Annotated in this window: 21 protein-coding genes and 2 tRNA genes; 14 read left to right on the forward strand and 9 right to left on the reverse strand. The window is 55.6% G+C overall.

Features of this window, described 5'->3' with window-relative positions; translation table 11 throughout:
• Positions 1 to 15: 15 nt before the first annotated feature.
• Positions 16 to 603 carry a DUF4126 domain-containing protein gene (locus tag AACZ86_RS05670; protein WP_339690273.1) on the reverse strand — a complete coding sequence of 196 codons (588 nt, stop codon included), beginning with the start codon at positions 601 to 603 and terminating at the stop codon, positions 16 to 18.
• A gap of 103 nt (positions 604 to 706) precedes the next feature.
• Here AACZ86_RS05670 and AACZ86_RS05675 point away from each other — a divergent pair, with 103 nt between their 5' ends.
• The 4 genes from AACZ86_RS05675 (at position 707) to AACZ86_RS05690 (ending at position 5,320) form a co-directional block, all read left to right on the forward strand.
• Positions 707 to 1,531 carry an NUDIX domain-containing protein gene (locus tag AACZ86_RS05675; RefSeq protein WP_339690162.1) on the forward strand — a complete coding sequence of 275 codons (825 nt, stop codon included), beginning with the start codon at positions 707 to 709 and terminating at the stop codon, positions 1,529 to 1,531.
• A 123-nt stretch (positions 1,532 to 1,654) separates the two neighbouring features.
• Positions 1,655 to 2,674, forward strand: coding sequence for a glycosyltransferase (locus tag AACZ86_RS05680; protein WP_339690164.1), 1,020 nt, complete (start codon positions 1,655 to 1,657; stop codon positions 2,672 to 2,674).
• On the forward strand, positions 2,667 to 3,359 hold the full coding sequence (locus AACZ86_RS05685) for a class I SAM-dependent methyltransferase (protein ID WP_339690165.1): 693 nt from the start codon (positions 2,667 to 2,669) through the stop codon (positions 3,357 to 3,359). Before AACZ86_RS05680 ends, AACZ86_RS05685 begins: the two co-directional genes overlap by 8 nt.
• 17 nt (positions 3,360 to 3,376) lie before the next feature.
• Complete coding sequence (locus AACZ86_RS05690; RefSeq protein WP_339690167.1) at positions 3,377 to 5,320, forward strand: GtrA family protein; 1,944 nt, start codon at positions 3,377 to 3,379, stop codon at positions 5,318 to 5,320.
• Positions 5,321 to 5,483: 163 nt separating this feature from the next.
• On the opposite strand, the gene AACZ86_RS05695 is transcribed toward AACZ86_RS05690, so the two are convergent.
• Positions 5,484 to 5,560 (reverse strand) — tRNA-Arg (locus AACZ86_RS05695).
• 104 nt (positions 5,561 to 5,664) lie between these two features.
• Here AACZ86_RS05695 and AACZ86_RS05700 point away from each other — a divergent pair.
• Positions 5,665 to 6,396 (forward strand): queuosine precursor transporter, encoded by a 732-nt coding sequence (locus AACZ86_RS05700; RefSeq protein ID WP_339690170.1) that lies wholly within the window; start codon positions 5,665 to 5,667, stop codon positions 6,394 to 6,396.
• Positions 6,397 to 6,408: 12 nt separating this feature from the next.
• On the opposite strand, the gene AACZ86_RS05705 is transcribed toward AACZ86_RS05700, so the two are convergent.
• The gene (locus AACZ86_RS05705) at positions 6,409 to 6,840 is read right to left on the reverse strand and encodes a sugar transporter (protein ID WP_339690172.1); all 432 of its coding nucleotides are present in this window, start codon (positions 6,838 to 6,840) and stop codon (positions 6,409 to 6,411) included.
• Between the two features lie 170 nt (positions 6,841 to 7,010).
• Here AACZ86_RS05705 and AACZ86_RS05710 point away from each other — a divergent pair, with 170 nt between their 5' ends.
• Together AACZ86_RS05710 and AACZ86_RS05715 are read left to right on the forward strand one after the other, a co-directional pair.
• A complete protein-coding gene (locus tag AACZ86_RS05710; protein WP_339690174.1) occupies positions 7,011 to 7,562 on the forward strand; it encodes a peroxiredoxin in 552 nt (183 codons plus the stop codon).
• Between the two features lie 102 nt (positions 7,563 to 7,664).
• The gene (locus tag AACZ86_RS05715) at positions 7,665 to 8,156 is read left to right on the forward strand and encodes a 2'-5' RNA ligase family protein (protein WP_339690175.1); all 492 of its coding nucleotides are present in this window, start codon (positions 7,665 to 7,667) and stop codon (positions 8,154 to 8,156) included.
• Here AACZ86_RS05715 and AACZ86_RS05720 read toward each other — a convergent pair.
• Positions 8,153 to 9,388, reverse strand: coding sequence for an FAD-dependent oxidoreductase (locus tag AACZ86_RS05720; protein ID WP_339690178.1), 1,236 nt, complete (start codon positions 9,386 to 9,388; stop codon positions 8,153 to 8,155). The genes AACZ86_RS05715 and AACZ86_RS05720 overlap by 4 nt on opposite strands.
• 177 nt (positions 9,389 to 9,565) lie before the next feature.
• Between AACZ86_RS05720 and AACZ86_RS05725 the strand changes: the two genes are divergently transcribed.
• From AACZ86_RS05725 to AACZ86_RS05745, 5 genes are all read left to right on the forward strand, one after another.
• Positions 9,566 to 9,642 (forward strand) — tRNA-Met (locus AACZ86_RS05725).
• A 302-nt stretch (positions 9,643 to 9,944) separates the two neighbouring features.
• The gene (dgcN, locus tag AACZ86_RS05730; protein WP_339690181.1) at positions 9,945 to 10,982 is read left to right on the forward strand and encodes an N-acetyltransferase DgcN; all 1,038 of its coding nucleotides are present in this window, start codon (positions 9,945 to 9,947) and stop codon (positions 10,980 to 10,982) included.
• The gene (dgcA, locus tag AACZ86_RS05735) at positions 10,940 to 11,923 is read left to right on the forward strand and encodes an N-acetyl-D-Glu racemase DgcA (protein ID WP_339690182.1); all 984 of its coding nucleotides are present in this window, start codon (positions 10,940 to 10,942) and stop codon (positions 11,921 to 11,923) included. Before dgcN ends, dgcA begins: the two co-directional genes overlap by 43 nt.
• Positions 11,924 to 12,020: 97 nt before the next feature.
• Complete coding sequence (locus tag AACZ86_RS05740; protein ID WP_339690183.1) at positions 12,021 to 13,619, forward strand: amidohydrolase family protein; 1,599 nt, start codon at positions 12,021 to 12,023, stop codon at positions 13,617 to 13,619.
• A gap of 112 nt (positions 13,620 to 13,731) precedes the next feature.
• Positions 13,732 to 16,566: a TonB-dependent receptor gene (locus AACZ86_RS05745; RefSeq protein WP_339690185.1), complete on the forward strand. Its 2,835-nt coding sequence runs from the start codon at positions 13,732 to 13,734 to the stop codon at positions 16,564 to 16,566.
• A gap of 54 nt (positions 16,567 to 16,620) precedes the next feature.
• Here the strand turns inward: AACZ86_RS05745 and AACZ86_RS05750 are convergent, their stop codons facing one another.
• Entirely contained in the window at positions 16,621 to 17,502 is an 882-nt protein-coding gene (locus tag AACZ86_RS05750) for a LysR family transcriptional regulator (protein ID WP_339690186.1), read from the reverse strand.
• A 296-nt stretch (positions 17,503 to 17,798) separates the two neighbouring features.
• On the opposite strand from AACZ86_RS05750, the gene AACZ86_RS05755 reads away from it, so the two are divergent.
• Complete coding sequence (locus AACZ86_RS05755; protein ID WP_339690276.1) at positions 17,799 to 19,037, forward strand: dicarboxylate/amino acid:cation symporter; 1,239 nt, start codon at positions 17,799 to 17,801, stop codon at positions 19,035 to 19,037.
• Between the two features lie 369 nt (positions 19,038 to 19,406).
• Here AACZ86_RS05755 and AACZ86_RS05760 read toward each other — a convergent pair whose 3' ends face one another.
• The gene (locus tag AACZ86_RS05760; RefSeq protein ID WP_339690187.1) at positions 19,407 to 20,054 is read right to left on the reverse strand and encodes a hypothetical protein; all 648 of its coding nucleotides are present in this window, start codon (positions 20,052 to 20,054) and stop codon (positions 19,407 to 19,409) included.
• A 199-nt stretch (positions 20,055 to 20,253) separates the two neighbouring features.
• Here AACZ86_RS05760 and AACZ86_RS05765 point away from each other — a divergent pair, with 199 nt between their 5' ends.
• Complete coding sequence (locus AACZ86_RS05765; RefSeq protein WP_339690189.1) at positions 20,254 to 21,162, forward strand: CPBP family intramembrane glutamic endopeptidase; 909 nt, start codon at positions 20,254 to 20,256, stop codon at positions 21,160 to 21,162.
• A gap of 119 nt (positions 21,163 to 21,281) precedes the next feature.
• On the opposite strand, the gene AACZ86_RS05770 is transcribed toward AACZ86_RS05765, so the two are convergent.
• The 3 genes from AACZ86_RS05770 to AACZ86_RS05780 form a co-directional block, all read right to left on the reverse strand.
• Positions 21,282 to 23,015 carry a serine hydrolase gene (locus AACZ86_RS05770; protein ID WP_339690191.1) on the reverse strand — a complete coding sequence of 578 codons (1,734 nt, stop codon included), beginning with the start codon at positions 23,013 to 23,015 and terminating at the stop codon, positions 21,282 to 21,284.
• A 100-nt stretch (positions 23,016 to 23,115) separates the two neighbouring features.
• Positions 23,116 to 23,862, reverse strand: coding sequence for a CPBP family intramembrane glutamic endopeptidase (locus AACZ86_RS05775; protein ID WP_339690194.1), 747 nt, complete (start codon positions 23,860 to 23,862; stop codon positions 23,116 to 23,118).
• Complete coding sequence (locus AACZ86_RS05780) at positions 23,859 to 24,476, reverse strand: MarR family transcriptional regulator (protein ID WP_339690197.1); 618 nt, start codon at positions 24,474 to 24,476, stop codon at positions 23,859 to 23,861. Before AACZ86_RS05780 ends, AACZ86_RS05775 begins: the two co-directional genes overlap by 4 nt.
• Positions 24,477 to 24,827 lie beyond the last annotated feature (351 nt).

Consider the following 24,827-nt stretch of genomic DNA (forward strand, 5'->3'; position numbering starts at 1 on the left):
CGGCCAGTCTATTTGCTAGCTGCCGCCAGACACCATTTGCCGCCACAGCCTGAAGCCTTTGTAGACCAGGAAGATGCACAGGATCAGCATCACCGATGCGATGATCAGTGCCGCGACCGGATTGGCGAAGGCGAGGAAGAGCAGTCCGCCGGTGGCGATATCTTCACCGGTAGAGACGACCGCGTTGCTGACCGGCTCGGGGCTGGTGTTGACGAGCGCGCGGGCGCCGGCCTTGGCGCCGTGGCTCATCAGGGCAGCGCCACCGCCGAGGAGAAAGACGATGACCTGCCAGGCGGGATCGCTGGCATCGACGACGGCCAGCGCAAGCAGCGCACCGCCCAGCGGCCGGATCGCGGTGTGGATGGTGTCCCAGATCGAATCGAGCCAGAGAATCTTGTCGGCGAAAAATTCGGCTACCGCACCGAGCGCGCTAATTGCCAATACCCAGGGGTTGGCAAAGGCATCGAGAACCTGCAGATTTTCCGGCAGGCTGATCCATTGGAGGCGCATGGCGAGGCCGGTTACAAACACCGTCAGATAAAGCCGCCAGCCCGATATCAGGCTGACGCTACCGGCCAATCCCAATAGCTCGATTATTCCCATGACATGATCCTGCCACGGCGATGGAATTTTGGCAAATCCGTTTGCGCCGGTCATCGCCAATCAAAAGGCTTGGCAAAGCCGTCGCTAGCTGTTCATATGAAATATGACCGAAAAACAGACCGACAACGCAGCGCCCGCCGTGGACGCGATTACGGGCAAAGCGATGCCCAAACCGATTCCTGCATCAACATTGGTGATATTCCGCGACCAGCCGGGCAGCGATGCTCCGGAGTTGTTGATGGTGGAGCGCTCCGCCAAAATGGTATTTGCTGCCGGTGCCGCGGTTTTTCCGGGCGGCCGGATCGATGACGCGGATTTTGAATATGCCAAGGCGCTCGGCCATGATGATTTTGACGAATATGGCGCGCGCATCGCAGCCGTCCGGGAATCGATCGAAGAAACCGGGATCGCTGTGGCGGTGGAAGGAAATCTCGATGCCAAGCGGGTTCTGGAGGCGAGAAATGCGTTGCACGAAGGGACGGTTCTGGCCGATATCTGCAACCAGTTCGACTGGCAGTTGGAACTGGAGAAATTGATACCCTTTTCGCGCTGGTGTCCGCCCTTCGCCGAAAAGCGCGTGTTCGACACAAGATTCTATATGATCTCGCATGATGACCACAAGGCGCAGGCGACGGTCGACGAAACCGAGAATTACAATCTGTTCTGGGGCAATGCGCAATCGGTGCTCGATCGCGCCGAAGCGGGCGAGGTGAAGATCATCTTCCCGACCAAGCGCAATCTCGAACGGCTGGCGCAATTCGGATCGTTTGACGAGGCTTTGGCCCATAGCAAGGCGCATCCCTCGGTGATGGTGTCCCCGAGTATCGAGAAACGCAACGGACAGGTCCATTTGTGCATACCGGAAGGCATTGGCTATCCGGTCACTTCGGAACCCATGGATGCGGTTCAGCGCGGTTTTCAGAAATAGGAAACTGGAGCCTGTGGCCGCCCCGGAGAAGTTCAAGCTGTTGTGTTATTCAAAGCTTACAAAACAGCATTAATAACTTCTTAAATTGGTCCCATTAGACGGTCCTGCAAAGGATTGAGTGTAATGCATCAGCACCAGGGCGAACATACTCCCGCGATCTCGGTCGTTATTCCATGCTTTAACGAGCAAGATAACGTAAAAAACCTCGTTGAGCGCGTCGAAGCGGCCTGCGCCGGTGTGGCTCCGGGCAGTTTTGAAATTGTTCTGGTCAATGACGGGTCGAAGGATCAGACCTGGTCGATGATTGCAGCTTTTGCAGATAATTCTCAGCATATAGTCGCGGTCAATCTGGCACGCAATTATGGTCATCAACTCGCGCTCAGCGCTGGCTTGCAGATATGCCGTGGCGATATTGTCATGGTCATGGATGCTGATTTGCAGGATCCGCCAGAATTATTGGGCGCGATGCTGGACAAGATGGAAGAAGGCTATGACGTTGTCTATGGTCAGCGGCTTAGCCGGGCCGGAGAGACAATGTTCAAGCGGGCGTCAGCAAGCATATTCTACCGCACGCTGCAGAAGCTGGTCGATGTTCAAATTCCTCGCGATACCGGTGATTTCCGGCTTATGAGCAGACGGGTCGTTGAAGAGCTCAACGCCATGCCGGAACGCTATCGTTTCATCAGGGGGATGGTGAGCTGGGTCGGCTTCGCGCAAGCCGCCTTTCCTTATGAACGAGAGGCGCGCCATGCGGGGGAAAGCAACTACCCGCTCAAGAAAATGATTTCTTTTGCCATTGATGCTGTCACGAGTTTTTCGACCATTCCTTTGCGGTTCACGGCCCATCTTGGCCTGCTAGCGGGGATGATCGGGCTGTTGACGCTGGGCTGGGTGTTCATTTCCTATCTTACCGGCGACACGGTAGGGGGCTGGGCCAGTATCGCTGCCCTCGTGCTAATCCTGGGAAGCCTGCAACTGCTGATGCTCGGTATTTTCGGCGAATATCTTGGTCGCATGTATATGGAATCAAAGCATCGGCCGCTGTTCATTGTGCAGGAAGTCCGCTCCCGCCGAAACGGGGCTGATATGGAAAATCCGGTTCATCGTATCCAGCGACAAATCAGGAAGACGGTTAATGGTTGAGGCAGAATTTGATGCAATAGCCTCGCAATATGAAGCGCAGCACGCCCGCTCCATCCGCTTGAGCGGTGAGGATGTCGGATATTTCGCGCGCTACAAGATTGAGGATATGCGTAAAATAGCAGACAGGCGGAAGCTGAATGTCAATCGCATCATGGATTTTGGCGCAGGCATCGGCAATTCGTTAAAGCCGCTCCGCACGCAGTTTCCAGACGCCCATATCAGCTGCCTCGACGTTTCGACGCGTTCGCTCGATCTATGCCGCAAGCAATTATCGCAGCGTGTGGACTTTCATAGCTATGATGGTGAGCATATTCCCGATGAACTCGGTAATTATGATCTTATATTCACCGCCTGCGTGTTTCATCATATCCCGGCAGAATTGCACATCTCGCTGCTTTCCCAAATTCGCAAACGCCTGGCCCCGGACGGACTTTTCATACTGTTTGAACATAATCCCTGGAATCCGCTGACGGTCCATGCGGTGAACAATTGCCCTTTTGATGAAAATGCAGTGCTGATCAGCGCGAGCGAAATGCGCAGGCGGATGCTTGCGGCAGGCTTTGCGCAGATAAAGACGAATTTCCGGATTTTTTTCCCTGGCCCGCTCAGAGCGCTGAGAGCCCTGGAGCCAGCGCTTGTTCGCGTGCCATTTGGTGCGCAATATTCGCTGACAGCAAATTCATAGTCGTTACGATGACCGTAGTGAAATTTGGTTTGGTCGGACTGTTAAACACAGCCATCGGGTTCGCCATCATTCTGGCCGCGCTATCCGCGGGCTTGAATGACTATGCTGCCAACGCGCTCGGCTACGGCCTTGGTCTGATAATATCCTATAGCTTGAATCGCTATTGGACATTCTCTGTCCACGGCACACGATCACTGAATGAATTGATGCTATTTGGCAGCGCATTTGCTGTCGCCTATTCGGCGAACTTACTCGTCCTGACATCATTCCGTGCCGCCGGCTATATAGATCAGCCTCTGGCCCATCTTTCAGGATTGATAGTCTATTCTGCGCTATTCTATCTGTTGTCGCGTTACGTCGTTTTTGGCGACGGACGTCGCTTTACGCTGGATCCGCAATCATTCTTTCATCGCCGCAGAGCCGACTTGATTCTGTTGCGGAGTAACGCGACCGTGCTGGTCGACAGACATCTGGTCTTTATATTGGCCGTAATCGCGACCTTTGCCATTCTGCTTCTATTTACCGGGAAAACGATTCCGGTTGTTATCTGGGATGAGGGCCGGATCATAGTCAACGCCATGGAGATGCGGCAAACCGGGCTCAGTCTCGTTACGACCTATAATTTTGCCCCCGATCTCTGGAATACCAAGCCGCCGCTGCTCATCTGGTTGATGACGGGCAGCATGGCGCTATTCGGCCCAACAGAATTCGCGCTTCGGTTACCGTCGCTGATTAGCGCGCTCGGAACAGTCCTGCTCGTCATGCTTTTCCTGCGCCGGATAACGCGCTCGGTTGGGATCGCGACATTTGGCGGGCTGGTGCTTGCGATCAGCGGCGGATTTTTCGGAGAACATGGCGCGCGGACGGGTGATTATGACGCATTGCTCTGCTTCTTAACCACCGGTTACCTGATGCTGTTGTTTTTTGCGCTGCACCGGCAAAGCCCGCCACTTCGCTGGATATTGCTCGCCGGCCTGTTTGCAGCTGCCGCCTTGATGACCAAGAGCGTAGCCGGCGGCGCGCCGGTTGCCGGCGTTTTTCTCTACATCTTGGTAACAGGACGCTGGCGTAGGCCATTTACGACGCCTAATTATTTCCTAGCCGGGCTGCTCGCGCTTGCGCCGCTAATTCTTTTCCTCGCTTTACGCGAATATGCGGCGCCGGGATATCTGAGCGCGACGCTCTATAATGATGTCGCCGGCCGCTTCAGCGAAGCGTTGGGCAATCATTCGGGACCTCCCTGGGCTTATCTCCAGGTTACGTTCGTCAACGGTTTGTTCAGCCTCGGCACCGCAGCCTTACTGGCGCCATTCGCACTGACGATCGCCCGCGGCAGAACACGATTTGCGCTAATCTATGCGCTCTGCATCGCGTTCGGCTTGCTTGTCATCGTATCGATCAGTGCCACGAAGCTGCAACATTATTATCTTCCGGCATATCCGTTTCTCGCCATCGCCGCAGCGCTAGCGGTCCATGCTTGCCTGACCCACATAAAGGCGCTTGCTGCAACCGGCGCGATGTCTTCTCGCCGCGCCTCAATCGTGCGCATCGCTCCCGTGATATTGCTAGCAATCGCGATGGCCCAGTCCGTGCAGATGCGCCTCAATTTGATCGACCCACGGCTGGATTATCCGGGCGCGCGCTATGGCGTCCTGCTCGATGGCCTGGCAGCCGAGCGCGCACCGATATTGCTGGTGGACAAGGGCACAGCCATTTCCATCGATCGCCATTATGCGCCCGAACTGCGTTTCCACGCCATGGTCGCCCGCGAAAACGGGCGGAGCGTCGAAGAGACCGGCGATGTCAGCCGCGTGGCGTCAGTATCTCCGAACACGATCGTGGCCACTTGCGATCCCTCGCTCACTTCCGCTCTGCAAGCAGAATTTCCCAGGCTCCTGCTGGAGTTAAACGGTTGCGTGGCTCGCCGGAAAGTGCCGCGTGGGAAAGACAAATTTGGCTAACAATTCGCTGTAGCGCGATATCAGCCCGGAATAAGCCGCATCAATATGGTGATGGCAGTTTTCCGATCGCTCGTTTGACACGCGAACAGGTGAAGCTGCCTTATTCGTCGCCATTGTAATCGCGTTGCCTGCGCAACAATAGCGGTTTCAAAATATGGGGAAATGGTGCGCCCGGCAGGACTCGAACCTGCTGCCTCAAGATTAGAAGTCTCGCGCTCTATCCAGATGAGCTACGGGCGCGTCATTTCGATGGGCTTTAGCCGTCTTTTGACCGGCTGCAAACCGTGTTGTGCATCGACCGCCATAAATGTTGAATTGTCGCGGATGTGGGGTAAGAACGGTTTATGACCAACAGCTCGATCCAGCGGACCTCCGCCTCCAGCCAGTCCGGCCGCCGTTTTCATTATTATGACTTTGTGATGGCGGCCTTTGTCACGGTGCTGCTGCTGTCCAATGTCATCGGTGCGGCCAAGCCGACCTTCATCATGATCAGCGGCGAGCAGTGGATATATGGCGCGGGGATATTATTCTTTCCGCTTGGCTATGTGATCGGCGACGTACTGACCGAGGTCTATGGCTATGCGCGGGCGAGGCGGGTGATCTGGGCCGGTTTTGCCGCGCTGCTGTTCATGGCCTTCATGAGCTGGGTGGTGGTGTCGCTGCCGCCGGCCGAGGGCTGGGAAGGGCAGGCTGCTTACGAGAGCGTCTTCGGACAGGTTCCGCGCATCGTTGCGGCATCTATCGTTGCTTTCTGGGCCGGTGAATTTGTGAACAGCTATGTGATGGCCCGGATGAAGGTCTGGACGCAAGGCAAGGCCTTGTGGAGCCGGACCATCGGTTCGACGGTGGTGGGGCAGGGTGTCGATAGTCTTATCTTCTATCCGCTGGCATTCTGGGGGCTGTGGGAGCCTTCGGTGGTGTTTGCCGTGATGGTGACAAACTGGGCGCTGAAAGTGCTGTGGGAGGCTGTGCTGACGCCGGTGACCTATCTGGTGGTCGGCTGGCTCAAGCGGCGCGAGGGTGTCGATATCTATGACGAAGATACCGATTTCACGCCGTTTAGCACCTCAACCTAGCGAGATCGGAACCTAGGCCAGGATGCCGTCTTTTTCCGTCTTGCGCGCGTAGAGGTAAAGTCCGGCTGCAAAAACCGGAATCAGGATCGGCATTATCCATTCGCCACCGGTCAGCACGTCTGCATATCCCTTTAGCAGAAACAGGCCGCCAAACTGGATGAAGACAGCGATCAGCGACAGCAGGAACATCCTTACCGCCAGACGTTTGCGCGCAAGCAGCAGGATGGAGCCGACAAATCCGGCGAACACCGCGACTGCAAATGCGGAGGTCAGCCAGACCGGTTGATCGAGCAGCAGGTTTTGCTGTTCCGGACGGAGCGTTGCGAAAGCCTCCGGGCTCATCATGAACTGCTGAAAATAGGCGGCGAGACCCATCATGTTCCAGAGGAGGGCGATCACGCCGATGACCCAGAACCAAAGCGGCGCTTTTGTTGTTTCCGTCATATTCTATCCCCATCCCCGAAAATTGATCGCCATGGTGATATTTTGACGGCGGACTTTCAAGTGAAACCGGCCGGTGATTGATTATGTAAATCAGTCAGGAAGATTAAATCAATTTAGCCGATATATATTTGGCTGCTAGCGAGCGGTCATTGAAACAAACGGAGTCCATAATGATCGGTAGAAATATCCCTGAAGTTACCCTGAAAACCCGCGTTCGTGACGAATCAGTCGACGGCGAAAATCCCTTTAGCTGGCTCGATGTGAACACCAAGGACCTGTTCGCTGGCAAACGTATCGCTGTCTTCTCCCTGCCGGGTGCATTTACCCCCACTTGCTCAAACGAGCAGTGCCCGGCTTTCGAACGTCTCTATGACGAGTTCAAGGCGCGCGGCGTTGACGAGGTCTATTGTATCTCGGTCAATGATGCATTCGTGATGTACCAGTGGGGCAAGTCCCTCGGACTCGAAAAAGTCAAATTGCTGCCAGACGGCTCGGGTGACTTCACTCGCCGCATGGGCATGTTGATCAAGAAAAACCATCTCGGTTTTGGTGATCGTAGCTGGCGCTATTCGATGATCGCCGATGATGGCGTCGTCAGCGCCTGGTTCGAAGAGCCCGGCATCAACGATGATGGCGTCGATGCCGATCCTTATGTCGAATCGACCCCTGAAAAGTTGCTGAACTGGCTGGATAGCAGCGAAGCAGCAAAGAAAGCGGCTTAAGCCCGATCCCATCCCCCAACGAAACCGCGAGCAAGAAATTGCTCGCGGTTTTTTTATGTGCGATAGATTGACCATATGGAGCGCCTCAACAAACCCATCATCATGACGGCGCTTATGGGCAAGCAGGATCTGGCCTGGGCGGACGGATTGCGCCGTCGCCATTATCCGCCGGACAGGAACAGGATCGGCGCCCATATCACCTTGTTCCACCATCTGCCGCCGCAAGCGCTGGATGAAATCAAATCCGCTGTCGTCACGCTGACCGCTATCATGCCGAAACCGGAAGCGATGCTGTCCGGTTTGATCCATCTTGGCAATGGCGTCGCCTATCGGCTGCACGCGCCCGAACTGCTTGATCTGCGGATGGAACTAGCCGACCGTTTCGCCGGACTGCTGGTGGCGCAGGACCAGCAAACACCCCGGTTGCATATCACCGTCCAGAACAAGGTGAACCCCGGAGAAGCGCAATTGCTTTTCGAACAGCTATCCGGGGAATTCGAACCGCGGCCGTTCACGATCCGCGGGATCGGTCTGCATTATTATGCCGATGGCCTGTGGCAGGACATCGGCGCATGGTCTTTCCGGGGGCGCTAGTAGACTCCGACTTCCTTGATCGGAATCTCGGTATTGGCGAGCTCGTCCTTGTCGAGATTCAATCCCTCGACGACGGCTTTGCGGCCCTGCACATAATCTTTGGTGGCATTGACGCAATCGAGCGCCACGACCTTGCCGTCGCGATAATAGATTATCGAAAAACTGCGCGAATCCGGATCGCCGCGAACGACATGGCTGTCATGGCCGGTTGACAGTCCGACGGTTTGCAACCGCAGATCATATTGGTTCGACCAGAACCAGGGCACACTGTCATATTCGGCTTCCTCGCCGAGTATATCGAGGGCAGCCACTTTCGCCTGGTCATTGGCGTTCTGCACCGATTCCAGTCTGATCATCGCGCCGTCGGCATAGGCATTGCTGTGCGCGGCGCAATCGCCGATCGCGTAAATATCGTCGAGACTGGTCCGGCAATGGGAATCAACGTCGACGCCATTTCCGGTCGCTGCGCCAGCCGCCACCAGCGGGCCGGTTTCGGGAATGATGCCGATGCCGACTACGAACATGTCGGCCTCCAGCACGCGTCCGTCGGCGAGCGTCACGGCTGTTGCAATTCCGTCTTCACCGGTTTCGAAGCCGGCGACAGTTGCTTCCAATTCTATGGTCACGCCCTGACGGCGATGCTCGGCCTCATAGAATCGCGACAGCGGTTCGCCGGCTACGCGCGATAGGACCCGATCAAGCGATTCGACGATCGTCACATGTTTGCCAAGTTTCGTGAGCACAGCGGCTGCTTCCAGCCCGATATAGCCGCCGCCGACGACAACGACTTTGTCGACGGTCGGCAATGCTGCCATGATCTTGTCGACGTCTGCGCGCGACCGGACGGCGTGAATATTGCGTGCCTGGCTTCCCGGACAATCGAGCATGCGCGGAGATCCGCCGGTTGCCCAGATCAGCTTGTTATAGCCGATTTCGTCATCGGAGGTGAGCATGACCTTTTTGGCGACCGGATCGAGTTTCGATACCCGGCGACCGGTCAACAGGTCGATTTCGCGTTCGCCCCAGAAGCTTTCGGGTCGCAACAAAATGCGCTCGAACGGCTTTTCTCCGGCGAGATATTCCTTGGACAGGGGAGGTCGTTCGTAGGGCGGATATTTCTCGTTTCCGACAAGGCCGATGGAGCCTTCAAATTTCTTCTGGCGCAAAGCAATGGCCGCTTGCGCACCTGCGTGGCCCGCGCCCACAATCAAAATGTCGTAAAATGCTTTCATACCTGCCCCTTGATGCCACTTACCGGCTTGGATGGCGCTGTTAGCGCGGATTGTATCGGCCGTGCAAGTTTTAGCGTATTTCTCGCTTCAGCTTGTTGACCGGACCGAACGCTGTGACTATAGCGCCGCCGTCCAGAGAGAGTTTCGTGGCGATTAAAACAATCGCCGGGACCCGATGGCGGAGTAGCTCAGGTGGTTAGAGCAGTGGAATCATAATCCATGTGTCGGGGGTTCGAGTCCCTCCTCCGCTACCAAATATTCCCGATTGCGGGTTGTCGCGAATATACCGGGCATACCGGTTTGAAACGCAGGCGGCATCGCGATCGTGGTAGATTGGTTTCAGGCGGCTCGGCTCTCCGGTTTTATCGCCAAGCAAAGCCATGACCGTGCAGGCACTGGCTACACGGCCATACTCATCCCCGAATAGAAAGGCGAGTTTGGGATGGGTGTTACCTCCTCGACTATAAGCTGCGGTTATACCTTTCGTGCTGCATATGATATTACCGCTGGAGCCCAATCGCCTACCAAGGGTCGAACTCTAACAACGGTCGGCGCTATGATACAAACTCCATATTTACTATATCTCGGATCCACATCAGATCCTTTGTCGATCAAAACTTCGCGTGGCATCGCGATGTTTCGCCCTGACGATTGCGTAGGCGAGTTCGTTCATGAGGGCAGTACTCTGACCCTTGGTTTACCGCAAATGGGCTTCGCACAAGCGGTACAAGCCGGGGCCAAGACGCTTATCCTGGGGGTCGCAAGTGCAGGCGGCCTGCTCACGGACGAACTTATAGCAGATACAGAAGCCGCGCTGAACGCTGGGCTGGACATTGCGTCTGGACTGCACAACCGATTGCGCGATATTCCCAAACTTGCTGAACTGGCCGTGCAGAAAGGACGCACGCTTATCGATGTGCGCGATCCCGCCGCGAATTTGAAGGTTGGAAACGGATTGCCGCGCCGAGGGCTGCGTCTGCTTACCGTCGGTACCGATTGTTCGGTTGGGAAGATGGTGGCGACGCTTTGTATCGAACAAGCGATGCAGGCGCGCGGCTACCTTGCAGACTTTCGTGCCACGGGGCAGACCGGCATAATGATCGCCGGATCCGGCGTGCCGGTCGACGCGGTTATTGCCGATTTTATTTCCGGCGCGATAGAGCAGCTCGCGCCAGCAAGAAGCGACGGGGGATGGGATTTGATTGAAGGGCAGGGGTCACTTTTCCACCCGTCTTTCGCCGGCGTATCCACGGGGCTTCTGCATGGCGCTCAGCCGAGTGCGATCGTTATCTGCCATGAACCAACGCGGCCGCATATGCGCGGACTTCCGCACTATCCGATGCCTTCCCTTGAGCGCACTATCGCTGCCAATCTGGAGCAGGCGCGTCTTACCAGCCCGGACGTGGTAGCGGTGGGTGTAGCGGTCAACACCTCGATGCTGGCGGAAAAGGAAGCTCGTGCTGTGTGTGCCGAAATTGCCGAAACAACCGGACTGCCTTGCGTTGATCCTTATGCACAAGGCACTGGCCCCATAATTGACAGGATTGAACAATGCTTCGTCACCTCTCGGCCTCCCACCTCCCATTCCGCCTGAAGCGGCCGTTTCGGATTTCGCGCGGGACCAAGACGGTCGCCGACACGATCTTCGTGGAGGTCCGCGACGGCGAGAATGTCGGGCGCGGGGAAAGCGTACCCTATGCCCGTTACAACGAAACGATCGAGAGCGGGCTGGCTCAGATCGAGGCGGTTCGCGCGGATATCGAAGCGGGTGCTGATCGGCAGCGGCTGACCGAGATTATGTCACCGGGTGCTGCGCGAAACGCCATCGATTGTGCGCTTTGGGATCTCGAAGCGAAGCAGACCGGCGTGTCGGTGGTGGAGCGGATCGGCTGGGAAAAACTCAAGCCGGTCGATACGGCGATCACGGTCAGCCTCGACACGCCTGAGAATATGGCAGCGGCTGCGCGACAGTTACGAGACGTGCCTTTGCTGAAAGTGAAGGTCGATGCCTCCGACCCTATCGCCGCCTTGCGCGCCGTGCGGAAAGTCGCGCCAAGCCCTCGGATGATTGTCGACCCAAACGAAAGCTGGTCCATAGAACAGCTTGGATCATGGCAGCAGCAACTCGTCGATCTTCGCGTTGATCTGCTCGAGCAGCCTTTGCCCGCCGAGAACGATGCGGACCTGGAGGGTTTCACCTCGCTTGTTCCACTAGCCGCTGACGAATCTGGCCATGTTACCGACAATCTTGCACAGTTGGCGCGTCGCTACGACTACGTGAATATAAAGCTCGACAAAACCGGCGGCCTAACGACTGCGCTTGTAATGCTTGAAGCGGCGGAGCGCGAGGGACTGGGGTTGATGATGGGATGCATGGTCTCCAGCTCGCTTTCCATAGCACCCGCCCTGATCATCGCGCAGCGTTGTGCCTTTGTTGATCTCGATGGGCCGACGTTGCTGAGCGAAGACCGGGACAACGGCGTAGTGGAAAGTTGCGGGACCATGGCTCCGCCAGAGCCTGGCTTCTGGGGCTAGGTATATCCGTGGGTTATACTGCGCTGCACAAAAATCATTGGCATAAACACAGGCATCGTTCAAACTCCATGTAATTAAACAACCATTCGGGGCTATTATGAAAAATAAGATTCCAGAAACTGCACGTCTCATCGCCAGTTCGTTCGCGATAGGGTTGTTTTTGAGTAGTCCGGCAGCGCAGGCGGCAGGGGCAGACTCCGGCGTGGATTTTCTTATATCCGGCGGCACGATTTACCCCGGCGGCGCGGAACCCTTTATCGGAGACATCGGCATTTCAGGCGACCGGATTGTCTATATCGGGCCAAAATATTCTGGCGCGGCGTTGCAAACGATCGAGGCAACAGGCAAGATTGTTACGCCAGGCTTTATCGACACTCACACCCATGTCGGCGATGCGTTAAGTTCCGAACTCCCAGCCGCCCGGTTGGTAATGCCCTTTCTAACGCAGGGTGTCACAACCGCATTCATTGGCGTTGACGGGGGAGGCGCAACCGACATCTCAGCGGTTTTCGCGGAAGGTTCCGGCCTTGACTACGGGATCAATTTTGCCAGCTATATCGGTTTGGGGGCATTGCGGAACGAAGTGATCGGCAGCGAAGATCGTGCGCCGACGGACGCTGAACTGAGCGAGATGGTGTCATTGGTCGACAGCGCCATGTGTCAGGGGGCGCTCGGACTTTCGACCGGCCTGTTCTACGCGCCGCAGAGCTATGCCAAGGAAGGTGAGGTTGTCACACTGGCCAAGGTCGCGGCAAAGCATGGGGGTATTTATGACAGTCATATCCGTGACGAATCCAGTTACACAATAGGTCTGGAAGGGGCGGTATCCGAGGCGCTGGACATCGGAAAGCAAGCCGGAATTCCCGTGCACATTGCACATATCAAGGCGCTGGGCGTCGATGTGCATGGCAAGGGGTCCACGATCATAGCAGCGGTTGAGAAGGCTCAGGCGGCAGGTCAGGTCGTGCACGCCGATCAATATCCATGGTCGGCTTCGGGCACCGGGCTTGACGCGTCGCTGCTGCCACGATGGGCCCAGGATGGCGGTCGTCAATCTACTCTCGAGCGATTTGACGACCCCGAGCAAATGGCCAGGATCAAAACGGAGATGGCTGATAACCTGCGGCGGCGTGGGGGCCCGGATTCGCTGCTGCTTACCAGCGGCACAGATGACGTTAAGGGCAAGACGCTGGCGGAGATCGCGACAGAGACGGGCGTTGACCCCGTGCAGGCGGCAATCGATGTGTTGCGCCGGCTTGACGTAAGAGTGGCTTCGTTCAATCAAGATGAGGCCGACATCGCTGCGTTCATGAATCGGCCATGGGTCATGACCAGTTCAGACGCATCTTTGGGACATCCTCGTTATTACGCCAGCTACGCCCGGAAGTACGACACCTATGTGAAAGATCTTAAGGTCATCAACCTCAGACGGTTCGTTGATCAGAGCACTTCGGTGCCGGCAAAATTATTCTCGCTCGAAGGGCGGGGGACATTGTCAAAAGGCGCTTTTGCCGACGTGGTCGTCTTTGATCCAGGAACATACGCACCGCGAGCAACGTTCATCGAACCGACGCTTTTCTCAACCGGTGTGCAAACCGTGCTCGTCAACGGAGTCCTGGCGATCGACAAAGGCGTCCCCACCGGCAAGGCCGCTGGTCGGCCATTGCCGCGGAAATCGAGCGTCGATGGTTGTTAAGTACGCCTCGCACCGACCACCAACGTAAATAGATATTACATGAAACAGAAGCGCTTAGCCCAAATAATGGGCGGGTGAAGCTAACGTCCAAGCAACAACAGGGAGCTTAATAATGTCGGGAAAAATAATCGCGTCGCATATAGCGCTGGCAGCAAGTCTACTATTTACATCCAACGCCATGGCACAGGTCCAGCAGGGCGATTTGCCAGAAGATATGCAGGAAGCACCAGAGACGGCGGTTACGCCAATCGTGGTGACCGGAACCCGGATCCAGCGTGATGGTTATAGCGCGCCCACACCGCTGACCGTGTTGAGTATCCAGGACATAAACGCAAGCGCGCCAGCGAACGTTGCGGACTTCGTCAACCAGATCCCTTCGGTCGTCGGCAGTTCCACCCCGGCCAACTCCAACCTCAACATGAGTTCGGGTACCTCCGGTCTCAACACCATCAACCTCCGCGGACTGGGAACAAGCCGGACGCTTGTGCTTCTGAACGGGCAACGGTCGGTCGGATCGGCACTGGGTGGGCAGGTCGACGTCAATACATTCCCGCAGGCGCTCATTTCCGGAGTTGAAGTGGTAACGGGCGGCGCATCTGCTGCTTATGGCTCGGATGCGGTCTCCGGGGTGGTCAACTTCATTCTCAATGAAGATTATACCGGTTTGAAGGCCAGTGCCGACATGGGCATCTCGACATATGGCGACGCCGCAAATCGCAAGTTTGATGTCACCTTTGGAACGCCGTTTGCCGACGGACGGGGGCACATTCTTCTGAACGGCGAACTGGCGGTCCGGGATGGCTTGGACGGTGTTCCGAGAGACTGGAACAATCAGGGTTGGTACCAGATCAACAATCCGGACTATGCGCCAGGAAATGGTGCGCCGGAACGACTGATCATCGACAAGGCTGGCCTCAGTCTGGCGACGCCCGGCGGTCTTATCACCACTGGCCCGTTGCGCGGCACCTACTTCGGTCAAGGCGGGGCGATCGGGCAACTGGATTTCGGGGTCGTGAATGATCCGTGGTTGGTCGGCGGTGACTGGCGCCTGACTCAAGTGAACGATACCCAATCCCTTGACCCGGCGGAAAACCGGAAAAACATCTTTGGTCGGATCAGCTTCGAGATAGCGCCCTGGCTGAATGTCTTTGCTCAGGCGAGCTACTCTCGATCCGTCAACAGAGGGCAGCTGGGTATCCATCGCAATCAGGGCAATGTCACGATCCAGGCGGACAACGCTTTTCTGCCCGACAGCATCCGTAACCAGCTTGTCGCCGCCAACCAGACCTCGTTCCGGTTCGGTACGACAAATGCAGATCTTGGCATTCGCACGAACGAGACAAAGCGTGGCGTTCAGCGGTACGTCGTCGGCGCAGATGGCGAGTTTGACCTGTTCGGCAGCGTTGCTCGCTGGGATGCCTACATCCAGAAGGGCATCGCGAAAACACGGGAGTCGGCACTGGGTATCGCAAACAATACGCGCTTGACCCAGGCAACCGATGCCGTGTTCGCGCCGGCTGGCAACAGTTTGGGTGTCACTGCAGGCACGATTGTTTGTCGTTCGTCGCTAACGGCTCCAAGCAACGGCTGTATTCCGCTTAACCGCTTCGGAACAAATGTCGCCGACCCGAACGCGGTCGACTGGATTCTGGGTGATCTCTATCGTCTGCAGCGGTTCGAGCAGAATGTCTATGCGGCCAATCTGTCCTTTGACACCGTTCAATTGCCTGCGGGCGCCGTCGCGGTCGCAATTGGTGGTGAGCATCGTACGGAAGAGGTCTCCGGCTATGTCGAAGACCAGTATCAGTCGGGCTGGTTTACCGGCAACTACTTGCCGAGCTTCGGCGACTATTCGGTAACCGAAGGATATCTGGAACTGTTGGTACCGGTTCTCGACAGTCTCGACCTGAACGGGGCCATTCGCGCGACTGATTATTCCACCTCGGGTTTCGTAACCACCTGGAAGGTCGGCGCGAGCTTCGAACCGTTTGACGGCGTTCGATTCCGCGCTACCCGCTCGCGCGATATCCGGGCACCCAATCTGGCTGAACTGTACACGGCTGGTTCCACCCGATCGAACACTGTCCTCGACCCGTTCAACAATAACCAGTCGGCGCCATTTGCCGGAACCGCCACGGGCAATCCCAATCTGGACCCCGAAAAGGCGGATCAATGGGGCGTAGGCGTTATTTTCCAGCCATCTTTTGTACCGGGCTTTTCTGCATCGGTCGATTATTACGACATCAAGATCAAGGATGCTATCGACTCGCTTGATGCTCAAACCATCATCGATCGATGCTTCGATGGTGTGACTCAATACTGCAGTGCCATTGTGCGCGGACCGAATGAATATGGTACCAACCTGCAGATTTTCGAAAGCCCCTTCAACTTTGCCTCGCAGCGGGCACGCGGGCTTGATTTTGAGACATCCTACCGCACGGAGATCGGTTCAGGTTCACTAACTCTGCGTGGCATCGCGACGTTCTATCTGGAGAATACCCTCGACAACGGGCTTGATCCGGCAGTGGATATCTCCGGTCAAAATAGCAGCGGTGGCAATCCGGAGTTTCTGTACAGGCTGACCGCATCCTATGCAAACGGACCACTGCGTTTGAACCTGATTGGCCGCGGAATCAGCTCCGGTACGTACGACAACAGTTTTATCGAGTGCACCACTGGCTGTCCGGCATCGACTTCAACCGCCCGGACCATAAACACCAACCATATTAATGGCGCGTTCTATCTTGATGCTTCGGCCTATCACGATTTCAGTTACGGATCGACTGACCTCACCTTGTTCGCATCGGTATCGAATCTTCTGGACAAGGATCCTCCAGTAGTGGGTTCGGGTCCTGCGGGAAGCGCCTATGCGACGCCGGCAACCAACCAGTCTCTCTATGACCTGCTGGGACGGACATTTCGGGTTGGCGCAAAAATCAATTTCTAGTGTTTAGGCTGGATGCGTTAAATTGCAGGGGTGGCTTTTGTCACTCCTGCAAATTCATGCCTCATCGATGCAGGTGCGGAATATGCTGAGGAACTCCTGCGCCACGTGAGAGAACGGTCTGCTCTCCAATGTTATGGCACATACGTCGAAAGCCAGCGTTGGTTGCAGCGGGCTGAATACCAGGTCGTCATCAACTGTCGCCTGAGCGGTGAAGTTGTCGAGAACCGCCACCCCGATGCCTTTTCGAACGAGTGCGGAGCCGATATAAAATGTGCGGGCAGACAGAATTTCGTTGAGCTCGATACCGCTTCTGCCCAATTCGCGCCGGAGCAAATCACCGATCGGGCCACTTTCCGCGAGGCTGATGAACCTTTCATTGCAGACGTCCTGCAGGGAAACTCTCTCCGGCAAATCGGGTAGATTTTGTCGCCGATACAACAGCCCAAGTTCGCCTTCGCCGAGCCAGCTGGAAATGACCGGTAATCCTGGCGGGGCCTGATAGGCGATGACTATATCAGCCTCCCGTTCGTATAGCGAACGGGTGATTTCCTCGTGATGCAATGTCTGGAGGTCGAAATAGACATCGGGATGTTTTTGCGAAAACAGGCTGACGGCCCGGGGCAGAATATCCAGTGCCAGCGAGGGCAGAACAGAAACGCGGAGTGATCCGCTGCCATTGCGAAGGTTGCGGGTTACTTGGCGGAGAGAGGAGACTCGCTGCTGTATATCAGCCACCTCGATAAAAAGCGTATGCGCGTCGTCGGTCGGAACCAGCCGGCCGGCTTGCCTGTCGAACAGCGGAAATCCTAACAGCTGCTCAGCATGCTTTAGAGTTTTCGTGACAGCTGGCTGGGAAACATTGAGCGCGCGAGCGGCGGCGCTGACAGTGCCGTGCAGATAAACGGCGTGAAATATCTCGATATGACGCAGACGCATGTTTTTACCTATGACAGTGAAGGGGCGATGATAAAATCCTGAAGCGAATGGGAAGGGATTGGCAACGGCTGGCGGCCATGATTGGTCTCATAATTCGGTTATCCTGACCTATTGCTAGGCGATGACCGTGTATGTGTATACGGCTATCTCCGCACCGGCTTTTCCGCCAAACCACGCCGATATCAATTTTTCTCGTTTCAATATAGCCTTTGGTTATAGCGAGCCATGGAAAAGGCTCTGGTCTCAAATTTGACTACTGCTACGCTGGACCAACTTTACGGAGACCAAAGTTCGATATGATAAAATATTGGTTCACCACCGCTCTGTGGAAGCGCGTCGTTTTGGCTTTGGTTCTGGGCGTTCTCGCAGGTGTTTTGCTGGGCGATAATGCCCAGTCGATCAAGTGGATCGGGGATCTTTTTATCCGGTCAATTAAGATGTTGGTGGTTCCTCTGATTTTCTTCTCGCTTGTATCGGGTATCACCGCGATCGGCGATATCGGCAAGCTGGGCTCGGTGGGCGGAAAAGCAATCGGACTATTCCTGTGCACCGCCGCCATCTCTGTCACGCTGGGCATGACCTTGGCGCAGCTGGTCCAGCCCGGTGCAGGCTTGATCATCAGCTTGCCTGAGGGCAGCGAAATTCCCGTTCCGCCTGATCAGTCGATCATCGATATGATCGTCAATCTCGTGCCCGACAATCCGGTCATGGCAATGGCGCAAGGCAGCATCCTTCCGGTCATTGTCTTTGCGGTGCTTTTTGGTATTTCCATCCTTGCGACCGGCAGTGAGGGCGCTCCTCTCGCTAGAGCGATGGATGCCGGTTCTGCGGTCATGCAGAAAATGACGATGATCGTGATGGAACTGACGCCGTTCGGCGTCTTTGCGCTGATCGCCTGGGTTGCTGGCACATTTGGCTTTGAAGCGCTACTGCCACTCGGCAAGCTGGTGATGCTAAATTATCTTGGCTGCGGCCTCATTCTCGTGATCGTTTATCCGCTCATCATCCGTTTCATTGCTCGGCTTTCCGTGGTTGATTTCTATCGCGGCATTATTGATGCACAGGCAATAGCCTTTTCCACCGCTTCATCCAATGCGGCTTTACCGGTGACGCTGCGCTGCGTGGAACGGAACCTTGGGGTATCAAACTCCATAGCCAGTTTTACCGTGGCGTTGGGGGCCACCATAAACATGAATGGCACCGCGATGTACCTGGGTGTGATCGCGCTGTTTGGCGCGCAAGCTTATGGTATCGAGCTTACCTGGATTTCCTATGTATTAATCGCTGTTACATCGACCCTTGGCGCGATCGGCGCGGCAGGCGTACCAGGATCAGGGCTTGTAATGATGAGTCTTGTGCTTTCGTCAATTGGCGTGCCGCTAGAAACAATAGCTTTCGTTGCAGGGATTAATCATCTGCTGGACATGATGCGGACCATGACCAACGTTACCGGCGACGCCACCGTGGCCGTAGCCGTCGGCCGTATGGCCGGTGAGATCGATGTGGAAGAATACCGGTCGGCTGATGATATTTAGGCCGTTCACATGGCGCCAGCAGTCTTCGACTTGTAAGTGAATTATCGTGCAGTCATAGCTGGAAATATCCAAGGCTATTGCTGTTCGGTTTTTAGGGGTAGTTTCGGGGATATTTGGATCCATCGGGTATAACCGCTCTCAAATAATTCTCGTAGAGGTCGCTGTTGCGCGATTTGCGTTTGAGCTGCACCTGTTTTTGAGCGATGGATTGCTTATCCACTGTTCAAAGCCGTTCAAGTGCGAGACCTCTGGAGGTGGCCGCCTAGAGATTAGATTTTTGGTCAAACTCAACACGCATCTGCTGGTAATAGAATAGCTTGCCTCGAATTGGTGTTCCAGTTCGAGGCAAGCTGATTCAGTGCAAGGGTGCTATGATACTGACCAGCCGCTTTCGGGATGAAAGTCTGCGATACCAACCGGTCCGAATTCCAGCAGGCAATCTAGGCTGTGGATGTGGTCAGGTGGAAGATCCGTGAGTCCGTCGAAGAACCTGAAAATTCTTTGCTCACCGTCTGACAAAACATTGCTGCCGAGATAAAGCGCTGCTGCAATGTCTTTGTTGGGAGCGATCATATAGGTCTGCAAACCCTTGCTGTCCTCAATCCCGAATAACTGAAGCTGTGGTACGGCTGCGACATGCCCAACCCAGCCTATAGTTTCGTTGAAGCTTGCAATGCCCACCGGGGAATTGTCGAGCATGTCGTCCAGACCTTTGCGCCGGTCACAGGATAATATTTCATCGACTCGTTCCAGTGTGAACTGCAAGTGATCCTGTCCAAGCAACGTGTCGTGATCGAAAATTAACTCTGCAGCGCGCTGTTCGCTCGGCGCGACGACTTGGGCCTTTGACCAGCCGTTGCTCCGCTCTATCTCTACTTCATATAGGTTAAATCTCATGTCGTGTATTTCCTTTTGCTGTTGTTGATGCAAACAACATAAGGTCGATACGTCTTGGAAGCGGGTGGCTTCGTGGTGGGTTAAGTATTGAACTAGGATGGCCGCTTTGGGCGCAAACATTGTCAATGCCGATGTCCAAGCTTGATTTTGAAAGCAGACACTCAGCGCATACTGACTGCCCGCAGTCGAATGGCAACAAGTGGGTGGGAAGCTATCGGTCAGTTTTTAGGTCGCGTTCGGCAATGCCTGACATTGTGCAGCAGTTATTGTCAGTCAGCTTTGCCGCCATTTCCAGGCTTACAGGCCGGTCCTGCGGACCTTGAAACCTAACAAGCAAATAGCACTCGACAGGAGCTATGTTAGTCTAGTAATACACCCAATGACAAAAATCTTAGAAGAACGGCGAGAAGCTTGGATTACAATTTCCATCTTTATTGCCTTATTGTGCGGCCTTAGCGGCCTTGCGCATTTCGCGATCGTCCAGCTTAATCCGGCAAGCATCTATGTCGGTGCGCTAATGTGGTGCCCGGCTCTGGCGGCCCTTATTACTTTGAGCATAAGGGGTCGGGCATGGTCTACGCTGCCCTGGAAATGGGGGCACTGGCGCTTCAATTGGCAGAGCTACCTGATACCAGTCTTATATGTCTCCGTTGCTTATGGACTGATCTGGGCGCTTGGATTAGGCGGGGGGCCGAACCGCGAAACCGTAGCGGAATGGACGACCGAGCTTGGTTTTAAGCCCGGAAGCGTATGGGCCCCGCTTCTGGTCATGACCGGCCTTTTGGCGACGGTGCAGCTGATCAAGTCGCTCGGGTCGATCATTGGCGAGGAAATCGGATGGCGCGGGTTTTTCATCTGGGAGCTTCGCAAAGTATTGCCATTTGGCGGTGTCTCCTTGGTCAGCGGCCTCATATGGGCCGCTTGGCACTTCCCGATAATCATTGCCTATGGTGGCGGTGATCCGGCGATTCAGTTGGGTTGCTTTACCCTGATGATCGTAAGCATGTCGATCATCATGACTTATTTTACGTTCCGATCGGAGAGCCTCTGGCCTGCCGTCTTCTTCCACGCCGCCCATAATATATTCATCCAAAAAATCTTCACGCCATTGACTGAGCAGAACGAGACAACTGGATTGTGGATCGACGAATATGGCCTGATGGTTCCGATCATCGTGACATTCGCGGCTCTTTTCTATTGGCGGAAAGCCAAAGTAGAAGGCATGTAGCTCAGCGCGGGATTCCATGACATAAAGTCGATATTTGTATTCTTGCGACATAGGCAAGCCCCTCGAAACAACCATTCAGCCACTTTATATGAACCACGCGATCGGAAGCCATCCCCTGCTTATCGGGCAGGTTGAGGTATGGCGCGCTGTCCCGATTGAAAGGTCAGCCCCCCATCGCTATCGATAGAGGCCGACACGTCGGGCCCGCCATGGAGAAAGCCATCGATCCAGAGGTTCCCCTCGGCGGTAACCCATGCGCGCAGGCGAGTAGCCGGCATTTCGACTTCTTGTCCCACGGGTTGTAGCCCGTTGATTTGACCCCCGTCGTCGTAAACGATCCCGATGTCCATTGACCCTCGATCAAAATCGATGCGAACCTCCGCAAAGTCGTCGGTGACGGAATAGACGTGGTGGCGACGATACGCCCCGAACTGCTCGATGAATTGGCTCCAAGTAGCATCCATTGCTCCGGCAGGCACATTGGCAGCCATTTTCTGGCTGAAGTGCTCCGCAAGCCCGGTGTGACCGTTCTTCGCCCAATCAGTAATGGCTTCGGCGGCATCTTCCGCGAGTGGCCCATCTGCGTGAACGAGTTTTGGCAATTGCAAGACCGACCAGCTTCCGTCGGTTTCAAGCCAGATCTGCCCCATAGCATCGGTTTGGAGCGTAAAGATGCGGTCTTCCGGTAGCCGGTAGGCCCCCTCCAGCGTCTGGCCCGTCAGCGACAGAGCAAGGGCCGGGACGGTCGCTGGCGCGTTGCCCGCGACAACGGATGAAACCAACTGTCGCAAATAGGCTTCGCTGTCCGTGATATGATCAAGGTCAAGAGTGCGATTAAGATCTCCGAACACCGCACGATGTTCTGCCGGAGTCAGGACCAGATAGCTGACGGTGCCCGGCATTGTGCCGTCATGGGCGACCTGGCGCACACCGTCGACGTCCCGGACAAGCCAGCCAAGCGCGAAAGATTCGCCGGGATTGCGGGTCGGGGTCACCGGCGTCCACATTCGCTCAAGAGACTCCGGCGCGAGGATGCGGCCCGCCATCAGGGCTTCGCTCCATTTCAGCAGCCCCTCCGGGGTCGCCCGGACACCTGCGGCGCTGAACGTCTGCGATGGATCAATGACAGGGGCAGGCAAGAAGCTGTCACCACGCCGTTCGAACGCTGTCGCATTGGGGTAACCAGATAGGTCGCGGCAAAGGCAAAATTCCTTGGACACCCCGGCCGGTGCCAGCACGAGCGCGTCCAGTGCAGAATAATAGGGCATGCCGGTTGCAACCTCGATGATGCGACCCAGCAGAATATAGCCGGAATTCGAATAGCTGTAGCGCGCGCCGGGTTCGAACAGCAGCGGTGCGGCTGAAAACTGGTCGATCAGGGCGCTTGTGCTGGTCGGCAATGCGAGAACATTGAAATCGAGCGGCTCGTCGCCAAGCCCCTGATCGTTCTTAAGAAGACTGGGCACGCCGCCTGTATGGCTAAGAAGTTGAGCAATCGTCACCCCGGCGAAGGGCCGGTCCGCATATTCCGGGAGATAGTTCGCTACGGTATCCGTCAGATCGATACGGCCGTCCTCGACCAGCCGCATGACCGTCGTAGCGGTCAGGACCTTTGTCACCGATGCCAGTGGGTAGGCAACCTGGGCACCATTGACGATATCGCTTCCGGCTGCCGCAGCGCCGCGCGCGTCGACAACATGCACGATGCCGCGTTCAGCAGTGGCGACAACGCCGGAAAAGCGGCCAACCCGGGCATCGTCCGCGAGATCCGCAGCCGATTCTGCGGCAGCCTGACCCGTTATGCCGGCAGCGAGCAGGATCGCTGAGATGAGAAGGGTAGCCGATCGGCGCAAACGACTCTTTCCCGATGGCAAGCAAGGGGCGCGCTCGGGCAATAAAGGAATGTATTTCATGGAAGATCTCGATGTTCAGATAGGGACAGGAAAGCGGGGGTCAGGTGGCCGGCTGAAGGCCGGTATAAATCAGTGTCAGGCCGACAGTGTTGGCCAAGCCGTGCGACAGGGTGAGTGGCCATAAATTTCGTTTGAAAAACACATAAAGAATGCCAGAAACCAATGCGACGCCGCCAGTCGCGAAAGCACCGCCAATCCCCTGATAATAATAATGCTGCTGCCCGAACAGGACAGCCGGCATGATGATCGCGATGACCAAACCGAATGGTATGCGCGAAAACAGCGTCTCAAACCGTGTAATCAGCAGACCGCGAAACAGCATTTCTTCGGTAAAACCGCCAATGATCCAGGCCACGGCCAGCCAATAGACGAAAGCGGCTGTGTTTCCGGGAAGGCCCGCAAATCTGCCGCTCTTGCTGGGCGCAGCCTGCGCTGCAACATCCCCCAGTGCGCTGCTAATGACGGATTCTAACAAGATGCCGGCGGCGGTGGTTAAGACCAGTGCCACGAATGTCCATACTAGCGTTTTTCGCCAGCTTGGAAGTCGTTTTAGGCCAAGGTCAACCCAGCTCTCACCACTTTTCCGCAGGCGCCAACTCGCAACGGCGAGCGCTGACAACAAGGATATCGGACCTGCATAGGTCCACAGCGTTTCAACGCTCAACAAAGCATATTTCAGGATCAACATTGTCCCAAGGACAAGACCTATATCGATTGCCGCTTTTTGCGCGGCCTTGTCTACCGTGTCCTTGGGAAGCTGCTTTGTTCTGGAAGAGGCGATTTTCATGATATTTCCAAATTGTCTGGATTATTCACAATGCGCGAGGATCGCCGGGAATTGATACGTTCAAGGATAGGCGATCGCTCGAGTGCCTCGATGGCCCGCATCGCCATGGCGGCGAGATCGCATTCGATCTCCTCAAACAAGGCAGCGAAAACGTCTGCGACCTGGACCATAAGCTCGGTCAATCGAGTGAACTGATCCGTTCCTTTGGCTGTCAGAACCAGTATTTTTCTGCGGCCATCGTGAGGATCGCTTCTGCGCTTGATCAGCCCTAACTCGATCAGCAGGTCTGAGCGCTGTGTGACCAGCTGATGAGGTTGTTCCAACCAGTTGGCGATGTCCGCTGCCGATATCTCACCATGCTCTCCAACCAGTAGCACAATCGAAACCGCTCGTGATGGAACATCTATATTCGCATCGCGGAGCATATCCTCCCCTTGGCTGGCTATAACATCAGTCAAGCGCGTAAACTTGTTGGAAATAAATGCACCGTGAAGCGGATGGGTATCAAGATAAGTCATTTTAGATTTGATCCCTATATATACAATCAATTGTGCAATAGTTTGCATATATAGGGATGTCAATGCACTTCTGCCGGCATTTTCGGCGCTTCCCATATGCCATGTGGCTTTTCCATACTGTCGGCAGCGTCGACTGCTCGCTTGGCAGAGCTAGCTTGTTGAGAAGGCATCATCCGCCAGCATATGAGTTTTGGCAAGACCGACCGATTGGCTGCTTCAGGTTTCACGAAACGGAGTTAACGTCGGGAATGACCACATATGGGGCGATTGCCGACCAGCCGCTTTTACTTTCCATAAACCAGTTCGAATGACCGAAATTGGGTGGGAAGCGGTCATTGAGAGTTGCGACTTCTAATAGCGGTTTCATCCCGAAAGCGGACACTAGCACTCATGCAGAAAGCCCTGCCAGATTGCTCTGACAGGGCTTCGGAGCAAATCCGTTTTGAT

It is taken from the genome of uncultured Parasphingorhabdus sp. (assembly GCF_963975735.1).
Classification (GTDB): domain Bacteria; phylum Pseudomonadota; class Alphaproteobacteria; order Sphingomonadales; family Sphingomonadaceae; genus Parasphingorhabdus.

Excerpts from the sequence above, each read along its gene's own strand:
- AACZ86_RS05670 (WP_339690273.1), bottom strand. The coding sequence starts at position 603 with ATGGGAATAATCGAGCTATTGGGATTGGCCGGTAGCGTCAGCCTGATA.
- AACZ86_RS05675 (WP_339690162.1), top strand. The coding sequence starts at position 707 with ATGACCGAAAAACAGACCGACAACGCAGCGCCCGCCGTGGACGCGATT.
- AACZ86_RS05680 (WP_339690164.1), top strand. The coding sequence starts at position 1,655 with ATGCATCAGCACCAGGGCGAACATACTCCCGCGATCTCGGTCGTTATT.
- AACZ86_RS05685 (WP_339690165.1), top strand. The coding sequence starts at position 2,667 with ATGGTTGAGGCAGAATTTGATGCAATAGCCTCGCAATATGAAGCGCAG.
- AACZ86_RS05700 (WP_339690170.1), top strand. The coding sequence starts at position 5,665 with ATGACCAACAGCTCGATCCAGCGGACCTCCGCCTCCAGCCAGTCCGGC.
- AACZ86_RS05705 (WP_339690172.1), bottom strand. The coding sequence starts at position 6,840 with ATGACGGAAACAACAAAAGCGCCGCTTTGGTTCTGGGTCATCGGCGTG.
- AACZ86_RS05710 (WP_339690174.1), top strand. The coding sequence starts at position 7,011 with ATGATCGGTAGAAATATCCCTGAAGTTACCCTGAAAACCCGCGTTCGT.
- AACZ86_RS05715 (WP_339690175.1), top strand. The coding sequence starts at position 7,665 with ATGACGGCGCTTATGGGCAAGCAGGATCTGGCCTGGGCGGACGGATTG.
- AACZ86_RS05720 (WP_339690178.1), bottom strand. The coding sequence starts at position 9,388 with ATGAAAGCATTTTACGACATTTTGATTGTGGGCGCGGGCCACGCAGGT.
- dgcN (WP_339690181.1), top strand. The coding sequence starts at position 9,945 with ATGATACAAACTCCATATTTACTATATCTCGGATCCACATCAGATCCT.
- dgcA (WP_339690182.1), top strand. The coding sequence starts at position 10,940 with ATGCTTCGTCACCTCTCGGCCTCCCACCTCCCATTCCGCCTGAAGCGG.
- AACZ86_RS05740 (WP_339690183.1), top strand. The coding sequence starts at position 12,021 with ATGAAAAATAAGATTCCAGAAACTGCACGTCTCATCGCCAGTTCGTTC.
- AACZ86_RS05745 (WP_339690185.1), top strand. The coding sequence starts at position 13,732 with ATGTCGGGAAAAATAATCGCGTCGCATATAGCGCTGGCAGCAAGTCTA.
- AACZ86_RS05750 (WP_339690186.1), bottom strand. The coding sequence starts at position 17,502 with ATGCGTCTGCGTCATATCGAGATATTTCACGCCGTTTATCTGCACGGC.
- AACZ86_RS05755 (WP_339690276.1), top strand. The coding sequence starts at position 17,799 with ATGATAAAATATTGGTTCACCACCGCTCTGTGGAAGCGCGTCGTTTTG.
- AACZ86_RS05760 (WP_339690187.1), bottom strand. The coding sequence starts at position 20,054 with ATGTTTGCGCCCAAAGCGGCCATCCTAGTTCAATACTTAACCCACCAC.
- AACZ86_RS05775 (WP_339690194.1), bottom strand. The coding sequence starts at position 23,862 with ATGAAAATCGCCTCTTCCAGAACAAAGCAGCTTCCCAAGGACACGGTA.
- AACZ86_RS05780 (WP_339690197.1), bottom strand. The coding sequence starts at position 24,476 with ATGGGAAGCGCCGAAAATGCCGGCAGAAGTGCATTGACATCCCTATAT.